This window comes from Pseudomonas sp. efr-133-TYG-5 (genome assembly GCF_030209175.1).
GTDB lineage: Bacteria > Pseudomonadota > Gammaproteobacteria > Pseudomonadales > Pseudomonadaceae > Aquipseudomonas.
In genome coordinates this window covers 242,134-261,981 of the sequence record NZ_JARVSM010000004.1, presented here as the reverse complement: position 1 = coordinate 261,981, position 19,848 = coordinate 242,134, and the positions used below count along the sequence as shown (strand labels likewise).

Sequence of the window (19,848 nt, the reverse complement as noted above, 5' to 3'; positions counted from 1 at the left end):
TTAATGAATTTTGCTGCCCAGGGTCACCACGCCGTCCGCTTTTTCGCGGCCCAGCCAACTGGTCCAGCCGAGGCGACAGGCGTTCTGCTCACCAATGCGCAGTTCGCGGATTTCTTCCTGGCGCAGCACCAGGCGAATGTCGTAGTCGAGCGGGTCACGCAGGGTGAACCGCACCAGCGCGCACAGCGGCTGGTAGCCGAAACCGATGGGCAGGAATTCATGGAATCGCTGCCAGTCGAGTTCGGTGATGTGAATGCGGAATTTGCCGCTGCGGTCGCGCACGTGCTCGCCGAGCACCAGGTCTTCGCCGAGCACGCTGTTGGCGAAGCCCAGGCGATTGCGTTGCTCTTCGAGGATTTCCACGCGGCGCTCGATGCACTGCTCGATGACCAGGTCGGCGTGCTTGAAGTAGTAGCGCAGCACCGCCTCGATCAGCGCCGCCGAGTGCGCGCGCAGACTGAGCAGGCCGAGATACGGCAGCAGGCGCTTCCAGTTCAGCTCCTTGGCCTTGCGGATCTCTTCGCCGCCGAGGCCGATCAGCGCAAACAGCTGCGCCGAGAACGGATCGATGGCGCCGCTCTGGAAGCTCGCGCGATAGCGGTACTTGCGCCAGATCGGCAGCATCAGGCGTTGCAGGCGATGGTGAAACAGGTCGAGGAAGTTGCGCGTCGGGTTGCCGTCCTCGCTGTCGCCCAGGGCCTGTTCGCCATAAAACGCCGGCAACGGCGAACCGGAGCCGACCAGGCCGATCAGGTTGAAACGCATGCGCGCGCGCATCTGCCCGTGCTCTTCGAAAAACTCCACGCGATCGACATCGCTGCGCGGGAATCCGAGGCTCGGGTTGGCCTGGAACTCGACCTGATCGTACAAATCGTCTTCGCTCAGGTGCGGGTGTGCCTCGCGCAGCCGGTCGATCACCAGCAGCACGGCCTGGAACAGCGAGTACTCGCGTATTACCTTGGTCAGCCCGCTTAGAGCAGGGGCTGCAGGCCCATACGTGGTGTCCATTGGTACACCTCTCCCTGTGTGCTTTTTACTCGCAGCTCATGGTAGGAATTGAGACTGGCGTAAAGCGCGAAAAACTCGTTGAGAACCGAAGCGAAAACGAACAGGTCGCCCTCGCCGATATACCCTTCCGGGTCGATGGTCAGCTCGGTGCGCAAGCCGCGCACCGGCAGCCCGCGGTGCAACCGATCGACGTGTTGGTGCTTGATATGCTTGAGGCCGCCGAGCAGGCGCTTGCTGACCTTCTCCGCGTGCTGGTCGTAGTAGCGCGGCAGGTCGTAGGTTTCGAGGATCACCTTCAATGCATTGACGTCGGCCAGCGACAGATAGTTAAGCGACATGTTGCTGATCAGCTTCCACAGGAAGTCCCGGTTCAGCGGGGGCGCGAAGCTTGAGGTGGCCGGGGTGATGTTGCGGAAACTGAGGAATTCCGGCGTCTCTTCGCTGGCCATGCAGATGTCGCCGAGCTTGAGTTTGCGCGGCAGGTTCTGGTTGGTGCACATCAGTTCGATCGACAGGGTTTCGTGGGCTTCGGTGTGGCGGATGCCGAAGCTCAGGTAGGTGTCGAGGCCATCGTGCAGCAGCGACGAACGCTGGCGGATGCTGTAGTGCGGACGGCTGTTGGGCACGTCGAAACTGGGGTCGTGCTCGAAGGATTCGAACGGCACGTATTCCTGGTAACCGAGGCCGCCCGGCTTCCAGCCCGTCACGGTTTCCACGGAAAACACGCCGCAGTTTTCCAGATCGAATTCCGCCGGCAGCAACAGGTATTCGTCCTGCTTGCCGTCGAGCCGGATCGGCAGCGCGTCGTGCTCGAACAGGTTGACGATCGGCGTGCAGAACAGCTTGACGTTATCCAGGGTCGGACGCAGGCGCTGGATGCCGCTCTTGCGAATATCAAAGCGCAGCTCCAGGCCGCGCATCTGCTTGAGGGTGTCTTCCGGCAATGCCTTGAGGATGTCCAGGCCGTTGACGTCGACGAAGAGGAATTTGTCCTGGAAGGCGAAATATTCCTGCAGGTAGCGGTAGCCACGGAAGGTGTTCAGCGGATACGGGATCAACGCTTCTTCTTCGGCGAAACCCACCGGACTGACTCGGTCGCCGGGAATCTTGAACGCCATCGGCTGACCGCTGACGCCATTGATCGGCCGGCCAGCGCCGTCGAGCGGGATCAGCTCGATGCCTTCGAGGTTGCGCAGCAGGCTCAGGTAAAGCATCTGGCTGATGTAGCGCTCGCCAGCGAAGTGCAGGCGCAGCTTGCTCAGCTCGAGTTCGCCCAAATGGCCGTCGGCGCTCATTTCCAGACGCAGGCTGAGCAGCGAGCCGTCGCCTTTGACCGAATAGTTCAGCGCGGCCAGATCCAGCGGCAGGACTTCGGTCGGGTAACAGGTGCGGAAACGGCAGCGCACGCCTTCGATCGGCACGCTCTCGATGGGCGTATCACGCTCGACCTTCAGCGCCGGCCCCGAACGCTTGAGCGGATCGAACTGCAGAATGCTGAACGCCGGCAGCGGCCGCATGTAGTTCGGCCACAGTAGCTGCATCAGCGAATGGCTGAGTTCCGGCAGCTCGTCATCGAGCTTCTGCCGCAGGCGTCCGGTGAGGAACGCAAAGCCTTCCAGCAACCGCTCCACATCCGGATCCCGCCCGGCCTGGCCCAGGAACGGCGCCAGTGCCGGACTACGCTCGGCGAAACGCCGGCCCAGTTGGCGCAGTGCGGTGAGTTCGCTTTGGTAGTAGTGGTTAAAGGACACGGGTTACCTGCCTGGTAGTGGAACTCATCAAAAGAAAATCCTGTAGAGCGCAACCGTCACGCCGGCACAGAAATAGCCGGCGATCAGGAGGTACGGCACGAGCAGAACCCAGCCGTAGGCCATGAAAGCGCTGTCGAATGGCCCGGCGACCAGACTGCACACGCCGTAAAGCATCCAGGGCACCGCGTAGAAAGGGATGAACTTCAACGGTGCCAGCCAGACCATCCGCAGCGCCTGCTGCTCATTGCGGCGCTTCGCGGTTCGCGATACCCACAGCGCAAACAGCAACAGCCCGGGCAAGCCGAAATACAACAGGTACTCCCAGTGAGTCTCGGACGAATCGAATGTCGAAAACTCGCCCAGCCACAGGCCATAGGATGAATACGCCAGGGTGATCAGCAACGGTGCCCACAAGGCCGCCATGAAGAAATTGCGTTGCGCGCGACCCAGCAGAGGGGGCTCGTGCGCTACACCGGTTGCGGGCAAGCCGCCCTCCTCGATGGCACGCGCCTGCACACCGTGTGTGTTCTGCACAGAGCATCTGGTGATCAGGCGCATTCCGGCACCCACCAGTCTTCGTAGCCTTGGGTGCCGGGATACAGCACTGTCGGGCCGTGGAACTCGGGAGCGACGGCAAACATTTCAGTCAGCCGAAAATTCCATTCCGAGGATTCCAGCAGCGCGCCGTCCTTTGTGTACAGCCGAAAGAAATACTCGCTACTGAACAACCCGAACACTCGCCCGATCAATCCCAGCTTGTGATAACCGGGTACGTAGGTGACGAGGTAGCACTCGCCCGACTCGTTCGAGTGGCGCGCCACGGCCTGTGCCGTGACGCCAGCGAAAATCTTCAGCCCAAGCGCGACGGTGCACAGGGATACACCGATCAGCGCCGCCGCCAGCAACACACGCGGCATTGCTCGACGGTTTTGAAGCTCCAGCGCTGGCGATGCCGCGTGATTGCGCCAGCGGGTATAAGCCGTGTGGATGGCGTTGGTCAGCAGGATGGCGCACAGGGTCAAGCCACCTGTCAGTGCGCAATAGGCCAAACCGCGAATGGGGTATTGCGGCAACAGATAAAACACAATCGCCAGCATCATCAGAATCACCAGGCCAAACTGGATGGCTTGACGCTGGATGAAGACCAGAAGCAGATTCAGCGCAACGAAAAAATAGAAAATCAGATACATCGCCATGCCGATGGCGACGCCGCGCGAGGTCAACCCACCGACCAGTTGTTTATAGGCGGGCACGGCATAGCCATTCATGACGATATAAATCACACAGGCCAGCGAGTGCACGGCCAGACCGATGGCGTGACGGCTATTCATCTGCGATTCCCCGCTTTTCAGGCGTGATGGCGATGCCTGAATACACATGCAGTTCGACGCCGTCATAGCCGCCAATCGCTGCGGCGCTGAGCGGATAGCTGTCGCGGGTGCCGTAGCGAATCCAGCCTTCGGTCCACATCCCACCGTTCTCGTGGCGGATCTCGACGTAGTAGTCCGGTGCCTCGTTGCGGGTAATTTCAACGAATACCCCCCCGTCCTCGGCGCCAACCCACAACGCGTTTGGATGCGCGAACAGCTTCGGCTTCGTCGAACTTTCCATTCGCAGCAGCAGCGTGAAGCCAACCAGAATCGTCAGCAGACCAATCGCGCACAGAAAAGCGACAAGGCACTGCCACACTCTGAGTTTCATCGAGCCAGCCTGGAAAAAATTCATGGGCAGAAAGAGCCATCGGCAATCACCCATGAACGAACAGCTTTTCTTACAGTTTTCTCGGCGCTCGCGACTGCCCTTCGCAAGGTCTGCGCGTCGACGGTTTTCGACGCGGTCGGGTTTTTGATCGACAGGCTGAACTGATCACTGATCTGGCCGTCGACGTCTTCGCCGAAGGATTGGTAATTGGCGATAGCGCTGCGCTGATTCGGACTCAACGCGATGTGGCGAGGCTCATCGCTGTAGTTGGAGTCATGCGACAGTGACAGCTCCAGCGGTACACCACAGGTATTGACCAGGAAAACATTGTTGCTATAGACCTGCTGAGCGGCGCCAGCCATAACCGAGATGAACAGCGTGGAAAAACCTGCCCACCCCGACATTGAAATCATCCTTGACTGTTTCATGGTCAGATCGAAGCCTCGCTGATCATTTCTTCGCACCTTGTTTCGCACTGCACCATGTATTGAAATTCGACGGATCAAATCCCTGACATACATTTGTTTTGGAAATGAATAGGTACGGCGCCACCGCGTCATAAGAAAAATAATAATAATTCTCGCCGTCCTTGCCATAGATCCAATAAGACGACGACCCTTGATTTATCTCATAGGGTTCAAAGGTGAGAATTGAAGACTCTGCTGGAATAAAATTAACGCTGTCCATCAACAGCATCAGTGAATTGGAGAAAATATTGGTCCACACGCCCGCCACCAAAGCCACAGTGCCGGCAACAAGTAAAAGAGTGGTGGATGTCGACAATTTATTTTTCATAAAAGTACAACCACGCAGTACCGGCTTTCGCCGCCTCCAGCAACGTCATCGCATCGCTTGAGTACTTTTCTGCAAGCGGCCCCGAGCCGTTATAGGACGCAATCACCTTTTTCAGCTGATCGGCGGTCAACGTCCCGGAGTGACAGCGAGTCCCGGTAACCCGGTCAATCAGCTCGCGTAGATGGCCGGCGCAGTAGTAGAGGTCTGCCTTCCAATCATCACCCGGGATTCGCGTGTCCTGGTTCCAACCGAAAATCCGGTACTGAACATCTTCAGGCAATGGTTTCTTGCAGTAATAGTTTTCCGTGTATTGAACGGATTTCTGCAATGTAGCGCGGCTCATATTGGCAAAACCACTGGAGCCGCCAGCCAACTTGTCCGGCACGGCATCAAAGGCCATATTGTCGACAATCGCCAACAGCGTGGTTAAAGAACGCTCGCCGAATTGCATCGTCTGAAGAAACTTGCTGCCTTTGGGTCCATTCTCTTGCTGCAGGATAACCGCGAGCAAAATATGCGGAATCCCGTAATATGCAGCCGCCTGCTTTATCCAGACACGAATCTCGGTATCTGAAAAACTTGCTTTGAGCAGTTCTTTGGTCTTGGGCACATACCACATTATTTGCAGGGGTGAAGGGAGTTCTCCGGTGTAGCTCGGGACACTGTCGTACCCGACTACCGTCGTAACTTCCTTGCCATTGCAGCGACACACTTTTAATTCGACGGGCGCAACATCAGAGGTTTTTGTGCTCGCAGCGGTCCCGGCAGGAACATATTCCTGTCCGTCCTTAATGATCTTTTCAGGCTCGGCCATATACGACTACTCCCTCAGCTCTCAATAAAGACTTCGATTTTTTCCGAAGCCGCGTGTGCCGACACTCGATGAGTGAGACCCAATGCGTTGGTGACTCCACTTTCAACGGAGCCATCCGCTCGACGGAGCAGGTATCTGGTATCCGCAAGCGGATTACCCAAGCCATTTTTGAGCTGGAACTGAGCATCGAAGCCCGGAATGATCAACGGCAATGGCGGTACAAACGGTGCAGGCGAATGTGAATTGCCGATGATTACCGTCCCGGATCCGGCAGTAACCTTGTTGCCATGCGAACCCACCGAATCAACCGTGGCGGCGGGCTTGCCGTTGATCAACACCGTGGTCGCCAGGTCCCCCGACATCGCACCACCACACGCCGAGGCATCGCCTTGGCGGGCGGCCGCGAGGCCGTCGAAGAACACGTCGCCGGAACCGGCGGCAATCGGGTTGGTACCGTGGCCAGGAAGTGGGCAAGCGGTGGGGTCGGATACGCGTGCTGCGGGTTTGCCGGCCATCGGAGTCTCCTTAGTTGACCTTCACTTGACCGCTGCCATCCAGGCGCGCGGCGAAACTGACCTGACGCTTGAAACCTTCGACTTCCAGCAGGCCTTCGATACTGAAGGCCAGCCGCAGTTGGTCGTGGTCCCGCGGCAGGGAAATGACACGCACGTTGCTCAGGCGCGGTTCGTAGGCTTCGATGAAGCTTTCGATGGCCAGGCGGGCCTGACTCAGGGAGTCGTGCAGGCTCAGGCGCATGTCATTGAGATCGGGCAACCCGTAGTCGGCCAGCGTTTGCACGCTGCCGGCCCGGGTGCTGAGCATTTTGGCCAGATGGGCAGCCACAGACGCCATGGCCGAAACCTCGAGGCTCGTACCCTTGCGCTGCTCCGCGTCGCCGTTGAGGCGTTCGAAAAGGCTGCCGTATCCGTCCATGAGTCGCTCTTACTCTTTGTCCAGCTTGCCAACCAGCGACAGGGTGAAATCGGCACCCATGTACTTGAAGTGCGGACGCACGTTCAGGCTGACGCGGTACCAGCCCGGCTCGCCTTCAACGTCGCTGACGATCACCTGCGCAGCGCGCAGCGGACGACGGCCACGCACTTCGGCGCTCGGGTTTTCCTGGTCGGCCACGTACTGGCGGATCCACTTGTTCAGTTCCAGCTCGAGGTCGGTACGCTCTTTCCACGAACCGAGTTGCTCGCGCTGCAGCACTTTGAGGTAGTGAGCCAGGCGGTTGACGATCATCATGTACGGCAGTTGGGTGCCGAGCTTGTAGTTCAGCTCTGCCGCCTTGCCTTCTGCGCTGATGCCGAAGAACTTCGGCTTCTGCACCGAACTGGCGGAGAAGAACGCCGCGTTGTCGGAGCCTTTGCGCATGGTCAGGGAGATGAAACCTTCCTCGGCCAGTTCGTATTCACGACGGTCGCTGACCAGTACCTCGGTCGGGATCTTGGTTTCGATTTCGCCCATGCTTTCGAAGTGGTGCAGCGGCAGGTCTTCAACCGCGCCACCGCTCTGCGGGCCGATGATGTTCGGGCACCAGCGGAATTTGGCGAAACTGTCGGTCAGCTTGGTGCCGAACGCGAAAGCGGTGTTGCCCCACAGGTAGTGCTCGTGGCTGTTGGCCACGGTTTCCTTGTAGACGAACGACTTGACCGGGTTTTCTTCCGGGTCGTACGGGTTGCGCAGCAGGAAGCGCGGCACGGTCAGACCGACATAACGCGAGTCTTCGGACGTGCGGAAGCTCTGCCATTTGGCGAATTGCGGGCCTTCGAAGTGATCTTTCAGATCCTTCAGGTCCGGCAGGCCGGTGAAGCTTTCCAGGCCGAAGAATTTCGGGCCGGCGGCGGCGATGAACGGCGCGTGGGACATGCACGATACGCTGGCCACGTACTGCATCAGTTTCACGTCCGGCGAGCTTGGCGACATGAAGTAGTTGGCGATGATCGCGCCAACCGGCTGACCACCGAACTGGCCGTATTCAGCGGTGTAGATGTGCTTGTACAGGCCCGACTGCATGACTTCCGGCGAATCTTCGAAATCGTCCAGCAGGTCTTCTTTGGAGACGTTGAGGATTTCGATCTTGATGTTTTCGCGGAAGTTGGTGCGGTCGACCAGCAGTTGCAGGCCGCGCCACGAAGATTCCAGCGCCTGGAAATCCGGGTGGTGGAGGATTTCGTCCATCTGGCGGCTGAGCTTGGCATCGATCTCGGCGATCATGCGGTCAACCATGGCTTTCTTGACCGGCTCGCCGTTGTTCTGCGGCTTGAGCAGCTCTTCGATGAACGCCGACACACCGCGCTTGGCGATGTCGTAGGCTTCGTCGTCCGGCGTCAGGCGGGTTTCGGCGATGATGCTGTCGAGAATGCTGTATTCGCCGTTTTCGGCGGCGTTCTGTTGTGCTGCGCTAGTGCTCATTGTGTTGGCTTCCTTGGCTGCTCGAGTCTCAGGCGTCCGGGGCTGCGGCGTTCAGGCCCAGCTCACCGAGTACGCGACCGCGGGATTCATCGTCGGCAAGCACGCCTTCGATGGCTTTACGGAACGCAGGTGCGTTACCCAGCGGGCCTTTGAGGGCCACCAGCGCATCGCGCAGTTCCATCAGTTTTTTCAGCTCAGGCACTTGCTCGACCAGGCTGGCCGGGTTGAAGTCCTTCATCGAATTGACGCGCAGTTGCACAGCCAGCTCTTCAGCCTCGCCATCTTCCTGCAGACGGTTCGGCACGCTCAGCGTCAGACCCAGCTCTTGCTTGGCCAGCACTTCGTCGAAGGTCACCTTGTCGATGCTGATCGGCTTGCGATCCTCGATCTTGCGATCGTCCTTGCGGTGGGTGTAGTCACCGATTGCCAGCAGCTTCAGCGGCAGTTCAATCTCTTCCTGAGCACCGCCGGTGGCGGGTTTGAAGGTGACGTTGATGCGTTCCTTGGGGGCTACCGAGCCTTCTTTGGCCATGGCTTTTCTCCTTGCGGTTGTGGCCCTGGGGCCTATTCGAGTACCACTTCGAGGTCGAGGTGGCACAGCCTGCGATAAATCTCTTCCTTGCGTTCACGCACTGCATGGTTCTGCGGCAACAACTCGCAGCAACTGTGCAGCAGGTGCAGCACTTCCAATGCAAGATCGGGCTCCCAGGCGTGCAGGCCTGAGTCCTGTAATGTCTGATCGAGGGTTTCCAGCTGGTTCTTGGCCAGTTCGTATTTCTTGGCCATGAAGCACAGACGGGCCAGGGCGAACTGCCAGAAGAAGCGTTCGCGCCCGCCGTGCGCCGTCTGCAGCCCCTGCTTGAGGATCTGCACGGCCGGCTTGAGGCCTTCCTTGCGCAGCAGCGGCATGACGTCTTCGAGCGCCTTCTCCCAGGCCGGCTGGGCCTGGACATCGTCGCTCTCGACCTTGCGCGGCGCACTGGCGCTTTGCAGGTGTGGCATGACACTGCCGGCGATCCACGCCCGGGTGGCCGGATCGGCGAACGGCGCACCGTCATGGAACCGGCACTCGATGATTCCGGGCAGGCGCTGAACCAAAAGCGCGAAGTGGATTTCCACTTCGCGCATGGCCATTTCGGCGTTGAGGTTCTGGAGACATTCCCAGACCATCCTCTGGCCATCGAACCAGAACGGCGCCTTCGCCAGGCTCGCCTCCAGTTCCACCAGCAGGTCGGCGTACTTGCCTTGGTCGAAACGCTCCTGATAGAGCTTGAGTTTGTCCACCGGCAGGCCGCGCAGCACGGTGATCTGCTCGGCGTTGCGCTCCGGCACCGCGTCGATCGGCAGCCACAGCAACGTGCGGTTCAGACGCAGGGCGCGCAGGTCGGTGGCTTTCTGCTTGAGCCACCAGGCGCACAGCGGACGCGCGCTTTCCTGCTGCGCACGCAGTGCCTTGTAGGCGTCTTTTTCGTTATCGATCGGTGCGCCGGGGGTGAGCAGCTGGGAGGCGGCCTGCTTGACCTGCGCCACCGCCGCGCCCACCACACCGGGGGCCGGCTGGTTGTCGGCAGCGCGCTGGATCATGGTTTTCAGGCGCCGGGACAGCGGCAGCAGCAGCGGCGCGTCATCACCCAGGTGTTCGGTGCAGGCAGCATCGAGACCGGACAGGTGCTCGGACAGTTGCCGGAACATCGGCAGCTGTTCTTTGATCGCGATGTTTTCAGTCAGCACCTGCTCCAGGCGCGGCACCAGCCAGCCGATGGCGGCGGCACGTGTGCGGGGCTTGAGCGGGTGGACATCGGCCCAGTGGTTTTCCGACAGGTGGTGCAGCAGAGCGAGACCGGCAAGCAGCCCGGGGAAGGATTCGCGCTGGTACAGCGACCAGGTCAGCCAGGCGCCGACACGCAGGTCCTTGGATTGGGTACGCAGCAGCGCTTCGCTGTTTTCGCGGATTTTCAGCCAGTCGATCTGCCCGCTTTCGTGCATCGACGAGGCTTTGGCCAGCTCGCTTTCCAGGGCCTCGAATTCGCTCGAGAAACGAACGTCTTCGCCCGCGAAATTCTCTTTGGAAACAGAGACTTTAGCGAGTTCGAGGTAATGGGCGGAAAGTTTGCTTGAGTAGGACATCCATGGCCTTTATTTGGATTACGGTCGTGCGCCTATTGGAGTTGCCGCGGCGCGGGACAGTATCGAAGAGCGGTGAAGCGACTCATCCAATTGAGTTTGTGCTCTATCAAGTGCGCGCATCGTAATCACTATGATGGCCACTAGCAAGCATCTGATTAAACAACAAGACGAAGTGTTCTTCGAACGTTGTAGGAGATCTCCCTATATGCAGCAGGGGATTCCCTGATATCCATTTATATTCAACGTGATTGCGTGATCTGCCCGAAACCATTGACCTAGAGCGCTCCAGGACGGGACATCGAGAGCAGTTCGAACGTGCGTACCAAAACACGCGGAAAAGCATGCCAACACTTGAAAGAAATAGAAGTAGGAATTTTCCGAGAAATGAAGGGTATCTATCAACCACTTTCGCACGACAACAGCTGCAGGAAAAAGTGCCATCAATTTGATGGCATTTTATATTACTGAAACTTCTTAAGCGTGCCGACGACTGCCAAAGTCATATTTTCGGCAATTATTCGGCAGACACTGGTCGATTTGTCACGAACAGGCAGAAACTTTTCTTCAGAACTGCTCTGACAGAAGTCTTGTGAATGTTCTTACATCAATTTGTTTCTCGCGCTAATAGCGTCGTCCCCGCAGAAAGTCATTATATTGTCGCCCGCCGCCAGCAACCGGCGTGCGCTCATCATTGATATGGACATTGGCGAATGGATGAAAACAGAAGGCCCATCAAGACCCGCTCGACGGGCTGGGCGAAGCGCATTACCGCGTGGCTGGTGAACAGCGGGATCTCTCCCAACCAGATTTCCGTGATCAGCATGCTGTTCGCGCTGGCCGGTGCGCTGGCACTCAACATCGATAACGGCGTGGCCGGCTCGCTTTGCTGCGCCGTGGCCATTCAACTGCGCCTGCTGTGCAATCTGTTCGATGGCATGGTGGCGATCGAGGGCGGCAAACAATCGGTCGTCGGCAGCCTCTACAACGAGTTCCCCGACCGCGTGGCGGACAGCCTGCTGATCGTCGGCCTGGGTTATGCCATCGGCCAGTCGGAGCTCGGCTGGTTCGCGGCGCTCGCCGCCGCGTTGACCGCGTATGTGCGGGTGTTTGGCGGCTCGCTCGGGCTTAAACAGAGTTTCATCGGGCCAATGGCCAAACAGCACCGCATGGCAGTCATGACCCTCGGCCTGCTGCTCAATACGTTCGAAACCAGCGTTCACGCCACGCATTATGTGTTGTTGATCGCCCTGGTGATCATCGCCATCGGTTCGGTTGCCACCTGCGCCACGCGCACGCTGGCCATCGCTCGCCAATTGAAGGGGAATTGCCATGTGGATCAGTAATGCACTGATTTCGCTGCTGCGCCTGCTGATTGGCGTGACCGCCCGCTGGGAAAGCCCGCCGGACCTGTCGCGCCAGCGCATCTACTTCGCCAACCACACCAGCCACATGGACACCCTGGCGATCATTGCAGCCCTGCCACCGGAGGCGCGGGTCAATGTCAAACCGGTGGCCGCCGCCGACTACTGGGGCAAGAACCGCTTTCTGGCCTATATTTCGCAGAAAGGCCTGAATGCCGTGCTCATCGAGCGCAATCCGACCCCGGGCAGCAACGTGCTGGAGCCGATTTTCGAGGTGGTGCGTGCTGGCCATTCGATCATCATTTTCCCCGAGGGCACTCGCTCCACCCAGGCGTTGCCGGGGGAATTCAAGTCCGGGCTGTACCGCCTCGCGCAGTCCTTTCCCGAGGTCGACCTGGTGCCGATCTACCTGGAAAACCTGCACCGCTCGATGCCCAAGGGCAAGCACGTACCGCTGCCGATCATATGCACCATCCGCATCGGCAACCCGTTGCCAAGGATTGTCGGGGAAGAAAAACAGCGGTTCCTGGAACGGGCGCGCGACGCCATCGTGAGGTTGTCGAAATGACTCTGGAAAGCAAATTCCTCTGGTTCTTCGCGGCCATCGCCGGCCTGCTGGCCGTGGCTTCGCTGATCGGCCATGTACTGGCCAGACGAGCGACCAGCGCCAGTTCGATCTCGACCATCGAAAACCTCAACCAGCGCGTGAATGCGTGGTGGGGCATGGTGATCATTTTCTTCGTGTCGTGGCTGCTCGGACCCAACGCGACCGTGGTGCTGTTCGGCTTCATTTCACTGTTCGCGCTGCGCGAGTTCATCACCCTGACGCCCACTGCGCGCGGTGACCACAACGCACTGTTCTCGGCGTTTTTCATTCTGATCCCCCTGCAATACCTGCTGATCGGCACACACTGGTACTCGATGTTCACCCTGCTGGTGCCGGTGTATGCGTTCCTGTTGCTGCCGGCGATTGCCGTGCTCAGCCAGGACACCGAGGGGTTCCTCGAACGCACGGCGAAGATCCAGTGGGGGGTGATGATCTGCATCTACTGCATCAGCCATGCGCCGGCCCTGTTGCTGCTGGACCTGCAGGGTTTCCAGGGCCAGAACGCCCTGCTGCTGTTCTACCTGGTGTTCGTGGTGCAGATGAGCGACGTCTTGCAGTACGTGTTCGGCAAGCTGTTCGGCAAACGCAAGGTCGCGCCGCTGGTGAGTCCGTCGAAAACCGTCGAAGGCCTGGTCGGTGGCGGTCTGTCCGCCACGTTGATTGGCGGCTGCATGTTCTGGATGACCCCGTTCAGCTTCTGGCAGTCACTGCTGATGTCGCTGGTGATCGTGGTGATGGGCTTCCTCGGCGGCCTGGTCATGTCGGCGATCAAGCGCAGCCTCAGCGCCAAGGATTGGGGCACGATGATCAAGGGCCACGGTGGCATGCTCGACCGGATGGACTCGATCTGCTTCGCCGCGCCGATCTTCTTCCACCTGACCCGGTACTTCTTCTCGGTGTGACCCGGCGGCTTTGCGCGGGCACAAAAAATGGGCATCCGATTCGATCGGCATGCCCATTTTTCATACGGCGCTCCCGGCTGATCGGGAGGTGCACCGCAATTATGGATTGACGCTGTCTTTCAACGACTTGCCAGGCTTGAAGGCGACGGTGTTGCTGGCCTTGATTTTCACCGGCTCACCGGTTTGCGGATTTTTGCCGGTGCGGGCACCGCGATGACGTTGCAGGAAGGTGCCGAAGCCGACCAGCGTGACGCTGTCCTTGCGGTGCAGGGCGCCGGTGATTTCTTCGAGCACGGCGTTGAGCACGCGGTTGGCCTGTTCTTTGGTCAGGTCTGCTTTTTCAGCGATTGCAGCGGCGAGTTCTGGTTTACGCATTAGTGAAGCCCCTTTGACGGTTTTTTGTTGTTATGTCCGTGCTGTTCTCGTTGGAACAGCGCCCAAGGCGCCGCAGGCTCTACTCTGCGGCAGACGGGAGTGAGGATGGCACGGGGACAAGGGCGGCGCCAGTCTCCCCGCGACCTTTGTGCGGGCAAAAGCGGGGTGATTCCGACAGAACGACCGGTATTTACGCCAGCAAGGCTGGAAGCTGTTTGTTCAGGGCAAGTTTTTCCATCACCGCAGCGCCGGTCAGCGCGTAGCCGAGCAACTGCCCGCCCGCGTCGTGACACAGCGCCTTGATATCGGCGCCCTGCCCTTCGACGCTCCAGACACCCTCGGCACCCCGTGGCGGCGGGGACACCACCAGCGGGCAGACCGGGGTTTTCACGGTGATCGGCATCGGCCCGTAGCTCACCGCCGTCGGGTGACCGGCAAGGGTCTGTGCCAGCGCTCGCGCACAGCTCATGAGGGGCATGACGTACAGCAGATTCAGCCCATCGACCTCGGCGCAGTCGCCCAAGGCGTAGATATTGGCGTGGGACGTCTGCAGGTGGCGGTCGACCACCACGCCACGGTTGACCTGAATCCCGGCAGCTGCCGCCAGATCGATGCGCGGACGCAGGCCGATGGCCGAGACCACCACATCGCAGGCGATGACCTGGCCGTCGGACAGGTGCGCTTGCAGGCCGTCGGCGACCTTGTCCAGGCGCGTCAGCACCGGGCCGAGGTGGAACCGCGCGCCCAGGCTTTCCAGCCCGGCCTGCACCGCCGCGGCGGCAGCCGGGTGCAACAGGGTCGGCATGACCTGCTCGCACGGGGCCACCAGCTGCACTTCGTAGCCGCCGAGGATCAGGTCGTTGGCGAACTCGCAGCCGATCAGCCCGGCACCGAGCAACAGCACCCGGCGCTTGCCCGCGGCGGCAGCGCGAAAGCGTGCGTAGTCTTCAAGATCATTGATCGGGAACACCAGGTCGGCGCCATCGCCCTCGATCGGCACGCGCACCGTTTCCGCGCCCCAGGCGAGGATCAGGTCGCGGTAGTTCACCGCTTCCTCGCCGATCCACAGGCGCTTGTGGCCAGGATCGATGCCGCTGATGCGCGTGTGGGTGCGCACTTCGGCTTTCAACTGTTCGGCCATGGCGCCCGGTTCGGCCATGCTCAGGCCATCGGCATCCTTGTTCTTGCCGAAACCGGTGGAGAGCATCGGCTTGGAGTAGGAACGGCCGTCATCCGCCGTAATCAGCAGCAGCGGCGTTTCGCCATCGAGCTTGCGAAACTCCCGGGCCAGGTTGTATCCCGCCAGCCCGGTGCCGACGATCACGACAGGTGCACGCATGTCCTACTCCTTCAGTATTGTTTTCAGGCGATTTCGATCATTTCGAAGTCCATCTTGCCGACGCCGCAGTCCGGGCACAGCCAGTCTTCCGGTACGTCCTGCCACAGGGTGCCCGGCGCAATGCCGTCATCCGGCCAACCGTCGGCTTCGTTGTAGATCAGGCCGCAGACCACACATTGCCACTTCTTCATTCAGGTACTTCCTCAGGGTTCAGGCTTATGCCGGCGCGGACGGTCGTTGGGTACTGCGTTGCCATCCGGCTCAGGGCGTTTTGTACTGATCGGGACGCGGCGATGCAAGCCTGTTCGGCGCAACGGCGTCCCGGATCCATCAATCTCGCAGGTCAGCATGGTAAGCTCGCCGCCTCCTTTGCGGCCAATAATGACTCATTGTGCAACATTCAAATTCCTCCCCGGCCCCGCTCTGGCTGCCTCAAGGCCGCCTGACGCCCCTCCCCGATCCGATGACCCGCGACTGGCTGTTCGACGAGGGTTCCCTGACCCGCCGCCTGACCCGCCTGTCCAACGACGGCTTCAGCGTCACGCCGTTGTTCGAAGGCTGGGACCGCCTGCGCGCCGACGAATGTGCGGCGCTCGACCTGCCCGCAGGCAGCGAAGGCTGGGTGCGCGAGGTGTACCTGCGCGGCCACGGCGAGGCCTGGGTGTTCGCCCGCAGCGTGGCGTCGCGCAGTGCCTTGCAGGGCGACGGCCTGCACATGGATGAACTGGGCAGCCGCTCACTGGGCGAACTGCTGTTCTGCGACCACGCGTTCCAGCGCCGTGCCATCGAAGTCTGTCACTACCCCGCAGACTGGCTCCCGCACGACTGCCGGGCAGACGCGCTGTGGGGCCGCCGTTCACGCTTCGACCGCGGCGCGCTGAGCGTGCTGGTGGCGGAGATTTTCCTGCCGAGCCTGTGGAACGCCGCCCGCGCCCATCCGGAGAACTGCTGATGTACCAGAGCCTGCTCAAGTCCCTGAACCGCTTGAACCCGCGTGCCTGGGATTTCATTCAGTTGACCCGCATGGACAAGCCGATCGGCATCTACCTGCTGCTGTGGCCAACGCTGTGGGCGCTGTGGATTGCCGGCAAGGGCGCGCCGTCGCTGGCCAACATCGCGATCTTCGTCCTCGGCGTGGTGCTGACCCGTGCCGGCGGCTGCGTGATCAACGACTGGGCCGACCGCAAGGTCGACGGCCACGTCAAACGCACCGCGCAGCGGCCGCTGGCGGCCGGCAAAATCAGTTCGAAAGAGGCGCTGGTGTTCTTTGCCGTGCTGATGGGGGTGAGTTTCCTGCTGGTGCTGTGCACCAATGCGCCGACCATCTGGCTGTCCCTCGGGGGGCTGGCGCTGGCCTTCACCTATCCGTTCATGAAGCGCTACACCTATTACCCGCAAGTGGTGCTGGGCGCGGCGTTCTCCTGGGGCATGCCGATGGCATTCACTGCCGAGACCGGCGAACTGCCGGCCGCGGCCTGGCTGCTGTGGATCGCCAACCTGCTGTGGACCGTGGGCTACGACACCTATTACGCCATGACCGACCGTGACGACGACCTGAAGATCGGCGTGAAATCCACCGCGATCCTGTTCGGCGAGGCGGATCGGGTGATCATCCTGACCCTGCAGGCACTGTCGCTGGGCTGCCTGCTGCTGGCCGGGGCGAAATTCGAGCTGGGCCTGTGGTTCCACCTCGGCCTGCTGGTGGCCGCCGGCTGCTATGCCTGGGAGTTCTGGTACACCCGCGACCGCGACCGCATGCGTTGCTTCCGAGCGTTCCTGCACAACCACTGGGCCGGGCTGGCGATCTTTGTCGGCATCGTGCTGGATTACGCGTTGCGCTGAAATGAATCTGCCCCGCAAACCGGGGCAGACTCGTACCGCGCCGAGCGCTTACTTCTGCGACATATGCACGACGTGCCAGACGTCCTTCATGCCGTCGCCCTTCATTTCGCCGGGCTTTTCATCCTTCATGAAGGTGTACAGCGGCTTGCCGTCGTAAGCCCATTGCATCTTGCCGTCATCGCGCTTGATGACCGTCCATTTGCCCTCGGCCTTGGCCCCCGCCGGCGCCATCATCGGTGGCCAGTTCTTGGCGCAATCGTCGTTGCACATCGACTTGCCGCCAGCGTCCTTGTCGAACGTGTAAACGGTCATGCCTTTGTGATCGACCATCATTCCGTCTTTCATCATGGCCGGCTCGGCCGCCATTGCCAGTCCGGGCAGAGTCAGGGCGGCAGCCATCAGCAGTGCTTTGAAGGAAGCAGTCATTTGAGTCATGGAAACCTTCTTTTGTGGTTGTCAGGATTCGGACTTAGAGCTTAGTTCAGGATTCGCACAATCGCCGCCGGACTAAAATACTGTCACACGACTGCAATAATTCCGTTATCTAATGCGGCGCAAGACAGGTAAATGACAAGAGGATTAAGGCATGGTTGGCAGGAGCATTCTGATCGTCGACGACGAAGCGCCCATTCGCGAAATGATCGCCGTTGCGTTGGAAATGGCCGGCTATGACTGCCTCGAGGCAGAGAACTCGCAGCAGGCACACGCCATCATCGTCGACCGCAAGCCGGACCTGATCCTGCTCGACTGGATGCTGCCCGGCACCTCCGGCATCGAGCTGGCCCGCCGTCTCAAGCGCGACGAGCTGACCGGAGACATTCCGATCATCATGCTCACCGCCAAGGGCGAAGAGGACAACAAGATCCAGGGCCTGGAAGTCGGCGCCGACGACTACATCACCAAGCCGTTCTCGCCGCGCGAGCTGGTCGCGCGCCTGAAAGCCGTGCTGCGCCGCGCCGGTCCGACCGATGGCGAAGCGCCAATCGAAGTCGGCGGACTGCTGCTCGACCCGATCAGCCATCGCGTGACCATCGACGGCCGGCCGGCGGAAATGGGCCCGACCGAATATCGCCTGCTGCAATTCTTCATGACCCACCAGGAACGCGCCTACACCCGTGGCCAGTTGCTCGATCAGGTCTGGGGCGGCAACGTTTATGTGGAAGAGCGCACCGTCGACGTGCATATCCGCCGCCTGCGCAAGGCCCTCGGCGATGCCTACGAAAATCTGGTACAAACCGTGCGCGGCACCGGCTACCGGTTTTCCACCAAAGCATAAAAGCAGCGGCAAGCTTCAAGCTACAAGCGGCAAGGAACAGCCGAACCGCTCTGACTTGCAGCTTGCAGCTTGAAACTCGAAGCTGCGTTAAGGACGCTCCGTGAATCAAAACTGGCATGGCACCCTGATTCGCCACATGCTGTTGCTGGTCACCGCCTGCCTGGTGATCGGCCTGATCACCGGCTACTACGGCTGGAGCCTCGCTGCAGGCCTGGGTCTGTACCTGGCCTGGACGCTCAAGCAACTGCTGCGCCTGCACGAGTGGCTGCGCCTGCACCAACCCGATGAAGCGCCACCCGACGGCTACGGCCTGTGGGGCGAGGTGTTCGACAGCATCTACCACCTGCAACGCCGCGACCAGCGCGTGCGCGGGCGCCTGCAAGCGGTGATCGACCGCGTGCAGGAGTCCACCGCCGCCCTGAAAGACGCGGTGATCATGCTCGACAGCGACGGCAACCTGGAATGGTGGAACCGCGCCGCGGAAACCCTGCTCGGACTCAAGACCCCGCAGGACAGCGGCCAGCCGGTAACCAACCTGGTACGCCATCCGCGCTTCAAGGAATACTTCGAGCAGGAAAGCTACGCCGAACCGCTGGAAATCCCCTCGCCGACCAATGACCGCGTACGCATTCAGCTGTACCTGACCCGCTATGGCAACAACGAGCACCTGATGCTGGTGCGCGACGTCACGCGCATCCATCAGCTGGAACAGATGCGCAAGGATTTCATCGCCAACGTCTCCCACGAATTGCGCACGCCGCTGACGGTGATCTGCGGTTATCTGGAAACCCTGCTCGACAATGTCGAGGATGTGAATCCGCGCTGGAGCCGCGCGCTGCAGCAGATGCAGCAACAGGGCGGGCGCATGCAGACGCTGCTCAACGATCTGTTGCTGCTGGCCAAACTGGAAGCCACCGATTACCCGTCGGACAACCAGCCGGTGGCGATCGACGCGCTGCTGCAGTCGATCAAGAGCGATGCCCAGCAGTTGTCCGGTTCGAAGAACCAGCGCATCACCCTCGAGGCCGACGCGCGGATTCAGCTCAAGGGCAGCGAGGCGGAACTGCGCAGCGCGTTCTCCAACCTGGTGTTCAACGCGGTCAAATACACCCCGGCCGAAGGCAATATCCGCATCCGCTGGTGGGGCGACGAGCAAGGCGCGCACCTCAGCGTGCAGGATTCCGGGATCGGCATCGACAGCAAACACCTGCCACGCCTGACCGAGCGCTTCTACCGCGTCGACTCCAGCCGCAACTCCAACACCGGCGGCACCGGCCTCGGCCTGGCGATCGTCAAACACGTGTTGCTGCGCCACCGCGCGCGGATGGAGATCAGCAGCGTGCCCGGTCATGGCAGCACGTTCACCTGCCATTTCGCCCCGGCCCAGATCGCCCAGGCACGGGCCATCAGCGCGGCCGAGTGATGCCGGCCGGCACGCGCCACTAGGCAATCGCCAAGTCAGCCGCTACATTGGCTGACTTGCGCCTGCCTTTCAGGCGCGAATTCTTCTCTCTTACGAATCACACGGAACC

The 19,848-nt window shown here is 60.6% G+C and carries 24 protein-coding genes; 7 read left to right on the top strand and 17 right to left on the bottom strand.

What is annotated here, in order from left to right; translation table 11 throughout:
• The 13 genes from tssG to tssA all read right to left on the bottom strand — a co-directional run bounded on the left by tssG (window position 1) and on the right by tssA (window position 10,614).
• Window positions 1-1,008 carry a type VI secretion system baseplate subunit TssG gene (tssG, locus tag QRN70_RS15980; RefSeq protein ID WP_285418944.1) on the bottom strand — a complete coding sequence of 336 codons (1,008 nt, stop codon included), beginning with the start codon at window positions 1,006-1,008 and terminating at the stop codon, window positions 1-3.
• Complete coding sequence (tssF, locus tag QRN70_RS15975) at window positions 972-2,759, bottom strand: type VI secretion system baseplate subunit TssF (RefSeq protein ID WP_285418943.1); 1,788 nt, start codon at window positions 2,757-2,759, stop codon at window positions 972-974. The genes tssG and tssF overlap by 37 nt, the downstream gene beginning before the upstream one ends.
• A 27-nt stretch (window positions 2,760-2,786) precedes the next feature.
• Window positions 2,787-3,182 (bottom strand): hypothetical protein, encoded by a 396-nt coding sequence (locus tag QRN70_RS15970; protein WP_285419361.1) that lies wholly within the window; start codon window positions 3,180-3,182, stop codon window positions 2,787-2,789.
• A gap of 125 nt (window positions 3,183-3,307) precedes the next feature.
• Window positions 3,308-4,138 carry a hypothetical protein gene (locus QRN70_RS15965; protein WP_285418942.1) on the bottom strand — a complete coding sequence of 277 codons (831 nt, stop codon included), beginning with the start codon at window positions 4,136-4,138 and terminating at the stop codon, window positions 3,308-3,310.
• A complete protein-coding gene (locus QRN70_RS15960) occupies window positions 4,083-4,484 on the bottom strand; it encodes a hypothetical protein (RefSeq protein ID WP_285418941.1) in 402 nt (133 codons plus the stop codon). Before QRN70_RS15960 ends, QRN70_RS15965 begins: the two co-directional genes overlap by 56 nt.
• Window positions 4,481-4,864 (bottom strand): hypothetical protein, encoded by a 384-nt coding sequence (locus tag QRN70_RS15955; RefSeq protein ID WP_285418940.1) that lies wholly within the window; start codon window positions 4,862-4,864, stop codon window positions 4,481-4,483. The genes QRN70_RS15960 and QRN70_RS15955 overlap by 4 nt, the downstream gene beginning before the upstream one ends.
• Before the next feature lie 46 nt (window positions 4,865-4,910).
• Complete coding sequence (locus QRN70_RS15950) at window positions 4,911-5,255, bottom strand: hypothetical protein (protein WP_285418939.1); 345 nt, start codon at window positions 5,253-5,255, stop codon at window positions 4,911-4,913.
• Window positions 5,245-6,069, bottom strand: a complete 825-nt coding sequence (locus tag QRN70_RS15945) for a hypothetical protein (RefSeq protein WP_285418938.1) — start codon at window positions 6,067-6,069, stop codon at window positions 5,245-5,247. Before QRN70_RS15945 ends, QRN70_RS15950 begins: the two co-directional genes overlap by 11 nt.
• 14 nt (window positions 6,070-6,083) lie before the next feature.
• Window positions 6,084-6,584, bottom strand: a complete 501-nt coding sequence (locus QRN70_RS15940) for a PAAR domain-containing protein (RefSeq protein WP_285418937.1) — start codon at window positions 6,582-6,584, stop codon at window positions 6,084-6,086.
• 10 nt (window positions 6,585-6,594) lie between these two features.
• Complete coding sequence (tssE, locus tag QRN70_RS15935; protein WP_285418936.1) at window positions 6,595-7,002, bottom strand: type VI secretion system baseplate subunit TssE; 408 nt, start codon at window positions 7,000-7,002, stop codon at window positions 6,595-6,597.
• Window positions 7,003-7,011: 9 nt separating this feature from the next.
• Complete coding sequence (gene tssC, locus QRN70_RS15930) at window positions 7,012-8,487, bottom strand: type VI secretion system contractile sheath large subunit (protein WP_285418935.1); 1,476 nt, start codon at window positions 8,485-8,487, stop codon at window positions 7,012-7,014.
• 28 nt (window positions 8,488-8,515) lie between these two features.
• Entirely contained in the window at window positions 8,516-9,019 is a 504-nt protein-coding gene (gene tssB, locus QRN70_RS15925) for a type VI secretion system contractile sheath small subunit (RefSeq protein WP_042608085.1), read from the bottom strand.
• A 32-nt stretch (window positions 9,020-9,051) separates the two neighbouring features.
• Window positions 9,052-10,614 carry a type VI secretion system protein TssA gene (gene tssA, locus QRN70_RS15920; RefSeq protein WP_285418934.1) on the bottom strand — a complete coding sequence of 521 codons (1,563 nt, stop codon included), beginning with the start codon at window positions 10,612-10,614 and terminating at the stop codon, window positions 9,052-9,054.
• 710 nt (window positions 10,615-11,324) lie between these two features.
• Here tssA and QRN70_RS15915 point away from each other — a divergent pair.
• Genes QRN70_RS15915 through QRN70_RS15905 form a run of 3 tightly spaced genes read left to right on the top strand, consistent with a single transcriptional unit; the run spans window position 11,325 to window position 13,484 of the window.
• On the top strand, window positions 11,325-11,957 hold the full coding sequence (locus QRN70_RS15915; RefSeq protein WP_285418933.1) for a CDP-alcohol phosphatidyltransferase family protein: 633 nt from the start codon (window positions 11,325-11,327) through the stop codon (window positions 11,955-11,957).
• Complete coding sequence (locus tag QRN70_RS15910; RefSeq protein WP_285418932.1) at window positions 11,944-12,543, top strand: lysophospholipid acyltransferase family protein; 600 nt, start codon at window positions 11,944-11,946, stop codon at window positions 12,541-12,543. The genes QRN70_RS15915 and QRN70_RS15910 overlap by 14 nt, the downstream gene beginning before the upstream one ends.
• A complete protein-coding gene (locus tag QRN70_RS15905; RefSeq protein WP_285418931.1) occupies window positions 12,540-13,484 on the top strand; it encodes a phosphatidate cytidylyltransferase in 945 nt (314 codons plus the stop codon). Before QRN70_RS15910 ends, QRN70_RS15905 begins: the two co-directional genes overlap by 4 nt.
• A 99-nt stretch (window positions 13,485-13,583) precedes the next feature.
• Here the strand turns inward: QRN70_RS15905 and QRN70_RS15900 are convergent, their stop codons facing one another.
• The 3 genes from QRN70_RS15900 to QRN70_RS15890 all read right to left on the bottom strand — a co-directional run bounded on the left by QRN70_RS15900 (window position 13,584) and on the right by QRN70_RS15890 (window position 15,389).
• A complete protein-coding gene (locus tag QRN70_RS15900; protein WP_003213368.1) occupies window positions 13,584-13,859 on the bottom strand; it encodes an HU family DNA-binding protein in 276 nt (91 codons plus the stop codon).
• A gap of 190 nt (window positions 13,860-14,049) precedes the next feature.
• Window positions 14,050-15,198, bottom strand: a complete 1,149-nt coding sequence (locus QRN70_RS15895; RefSeq protein WP_285418930.1) for an NAD(P)/FAD-dependent oxidoreductase — start codon at window positions 15,196-15,198, stop codon at window positions 14,050-14,052.
• A gap of 23 nt (window positions 15,199-15,221) precedes the next feature.
• Complete coding sequence (locus tag QRN70_RS15890; protein ID WP_027616797.1) at window positions 15,222-15,389, bottom strand: rubredoxin; 168 nt, start codon at window positions 15,387-15,389, stop codon at window positions 15,222-15,224.
• Window positions 15,390-15,589: 200 nt separating this feature from the next.
• On the opposite strand from QRN70_RS15890, the gene QRN70_RS15885 reads away from it, so the two are divergent.
• Both QRN70_RS15885 and ubiA read left to right on the top strand, forming a co-directional pair.
• Window positions 15,590-16,150, top strand: a complete 561-nt coding sequence (locus QRN70_RS15885; RefSeq protein WP_285418929.1) for a chorismate--pyruvate lyase family protein — start codon at window positions 15,590-15,592, stop codon at window positions 16,148-16,150.
• Window positions 16,150-17,040: a 4-hydroxybenzoate octaprenyltransferase gene (gene ubiA, locus QRN70_RS15880; protein WP_285418928.1), complete on the top strand. Its 891-nt coding sequence runs from the start codon at window positions 16,150-16,152 to the stop codon at window positions 17,038-17,040. The genes QRN70_RS15885 and ubiA overlap by 1 nt, the downstream gene beginning before the upstream one ends.
• Before the next feature lie 48 nt (window positions 17,041-17,088).
• On the opposite strand, the gene QRN70_RS15875 is transcribed toward ubiA, so the two are convergent.
• Window positions 17,089-17,475 carry a COG4315 family predicted lipoprotein gene (locus tag QRN70_RS15875; protein ID WP_285418927.1) on the bottom strand — a complete coding sequence of 129 codons (387 nt, stop codon included), beginning with the start codon at window positions 17,473-17,475 and terminating at the stop codon, window positions 17,089-17,091.
• Window positions 17,476-17,626: 151 nt separating this feature from the next.
• Here QRN70_RS15875 and phoB point away from each other — a divergent pair, with 151 nt between their 5' ends.
• Window positions 17,627-18,316: a phosphate regulon transcriptional regulator PhoB gene (gene phoB / locus QRN70_RS15870; RefSeq protein ID WP_003229608.1), complete on the top strand. Its 690-nt coding sequence runs from the start codon at window positions 17,627-17,629 to the stop codon at window positions 18,314-18,316.
• A 136-nt stretch (window positions 18,317-18,452) separates the two neighbouring features.
• Complete coding sequence (phoR, locus tag QRN70_RS15865) at window positions 18,453-19,739, top strand: phosphate regulon sensor histidine kinase PhoR (protein ID WP_285419360.1); 1,287 nt, start codon at window positions 18,453-18,455, stop codon at window positions 19,737-19,739.
• Window positions 19,740-19,848 lie beyond the last annotated feature (109 nt).

Coding starts and splice junctions, on each gene's coding strand:
- ubiA (WP_285418928.1), top strand. CDS start 16,150: ATGTACCAGAGCCTGCTCAAGTCCCTGAACCGCTTGAACCCGCGTGCC.
- tssA (WP_285418934.1), bottom strand. CDS start 10,614: ATGTCCTACTCAAGCAAACTTTCCGCCCATTACCTCGAACTCGCTAAA.
- tssC (WP_285418935.1), bottom strand. CDS start 8,487: ATGAGCACTAGCGCAGCACAACAGAACGCCGCCGAAAACGGCGAATAC.
- QRN70_RS15915 (WP_285418933.1), top strand. CDS start 11,325: ATGGATGAAAACAGAAGGCCCATCAAGACCCGCTCGACGGGCTGGGCG.
- QRN70_RS15890 (WP_027616797.1), bottom strand. CDS start 15,389: ATGAAGAAGTGGCAATGTGTGGTCTGCGGCCTGATCTACAACGAAGCC.
- QRN70_RS15945 (WP_285418938.1), bottom strand. CDS start 6,069: ATGGCCGAGCCTGAAAAGATCATTAAGGACGGACAGGAATATGTTCCT.
- QRN70_RS15895 (WP_285418930.1), bottom strand. CDS start 15,198: ATGCGTGCACCTGTCGTGATCGTCGGCACCGGGCTGGCGGGATACAAC.
- QRN70_RS15950 (WP_285418939.1), bottom strand. CDS start 5,255: ATGAAAAATAAATTGTCGACATCCACCACTCTTTTACTTGTTGCCGGC.
- QRN70_RS15960 (WP_285418941.1), bottom strand. CDS start 4,484: ATGAATTTTTTCCAGGCTGGCTCGATGAAACTCAGAGTGTGGCAGTGC.
- QRN70_RS15970 (WP_285419361.1), bottom strand. CDS start 3,182: ATGGCGGCCTTGTGGGCACCGTTGCTGATCACCCTGGCGTATTCATCC.
- tssB (WP_042608085.1), bottom strand. CDS start 9,019: ATGGCCAAAGAAGGCTCGGTAGCCCCCAAGGAACGCATCAACGTCACC.
- QRN70_RS15900 (WP_003213368.1), bottom strand. CDS start 13,859: ATGCGTAAACCAGAACTCGCCGCTGCAATCGCTGAAAAAGCAGACCTG.
- QRN70_RS15875 (WP_285418927.1), bottom strand. CDS start 17,475: ATGACTCAAATGACTGCTTCCTTCAAAGCACTGCTGATGGCTGCCGCC.
- QRN70_RS15910 (WP_285418932.1), top strand. CDS start 11,944: ATGTGGATCAGTAATGCACTGATTTCGCTGCTGCGCCTGCTGATTGGC.
- phoR (WP_285419360.1), top strand. CDS start 18,453: ATGCTGTTGCTGGTCACCGCCTGCCTGGTGATCGGCCTGATCACCGGC.
- QRN70_RS15940 (WP_285418937.1), bottom strand. CDS start 6,584: ATGGCCGGCAAACCCGCAGCACGCGTATCCGACCCCACCGCTTGCCCA.
- tssE (WP_285418936.1), bottom strand. CDS start 7,002: ATGGACGGATACGGCAGCCTTTTCGAACGCCTCAACGGCGACGCGGAG.
- tssG (WP_285418944.1), bottom strand. CDS start 1,008: ATGGACACCACGTATGGGCCTGCAGCCCCTGCTCTAAGCGGGCTGACC.
- QRN70_RS15965 (WP_285418942.1), bottom strand. CDS start 4,138: ATGTGTATTCAGGCATCGCCATCACGCCTGAAAAGCGGGGAATCGCAG.
- QRN70_RS15955 (WP_285418940.1), bottom strand. CDS start 4,864: ATGTCGGGGTGGGCAGGTTTTTCCACGCTGTTCATCTCGGTTATGGCT.
- phoB (WP_003229608.1), top strand. CDS start 17,627: ATGGTTGGCAGGAGCATTCTGATCGTCGACGACGAAGCGCCCATTCGC.
- QRN70_RS15905 (WP_285418931.1), top strand. CDS start 12,540: ATGACTCTGGAAAGCAAATTCCTCTGGTTCTTCGCGGCCATCGCCGGC.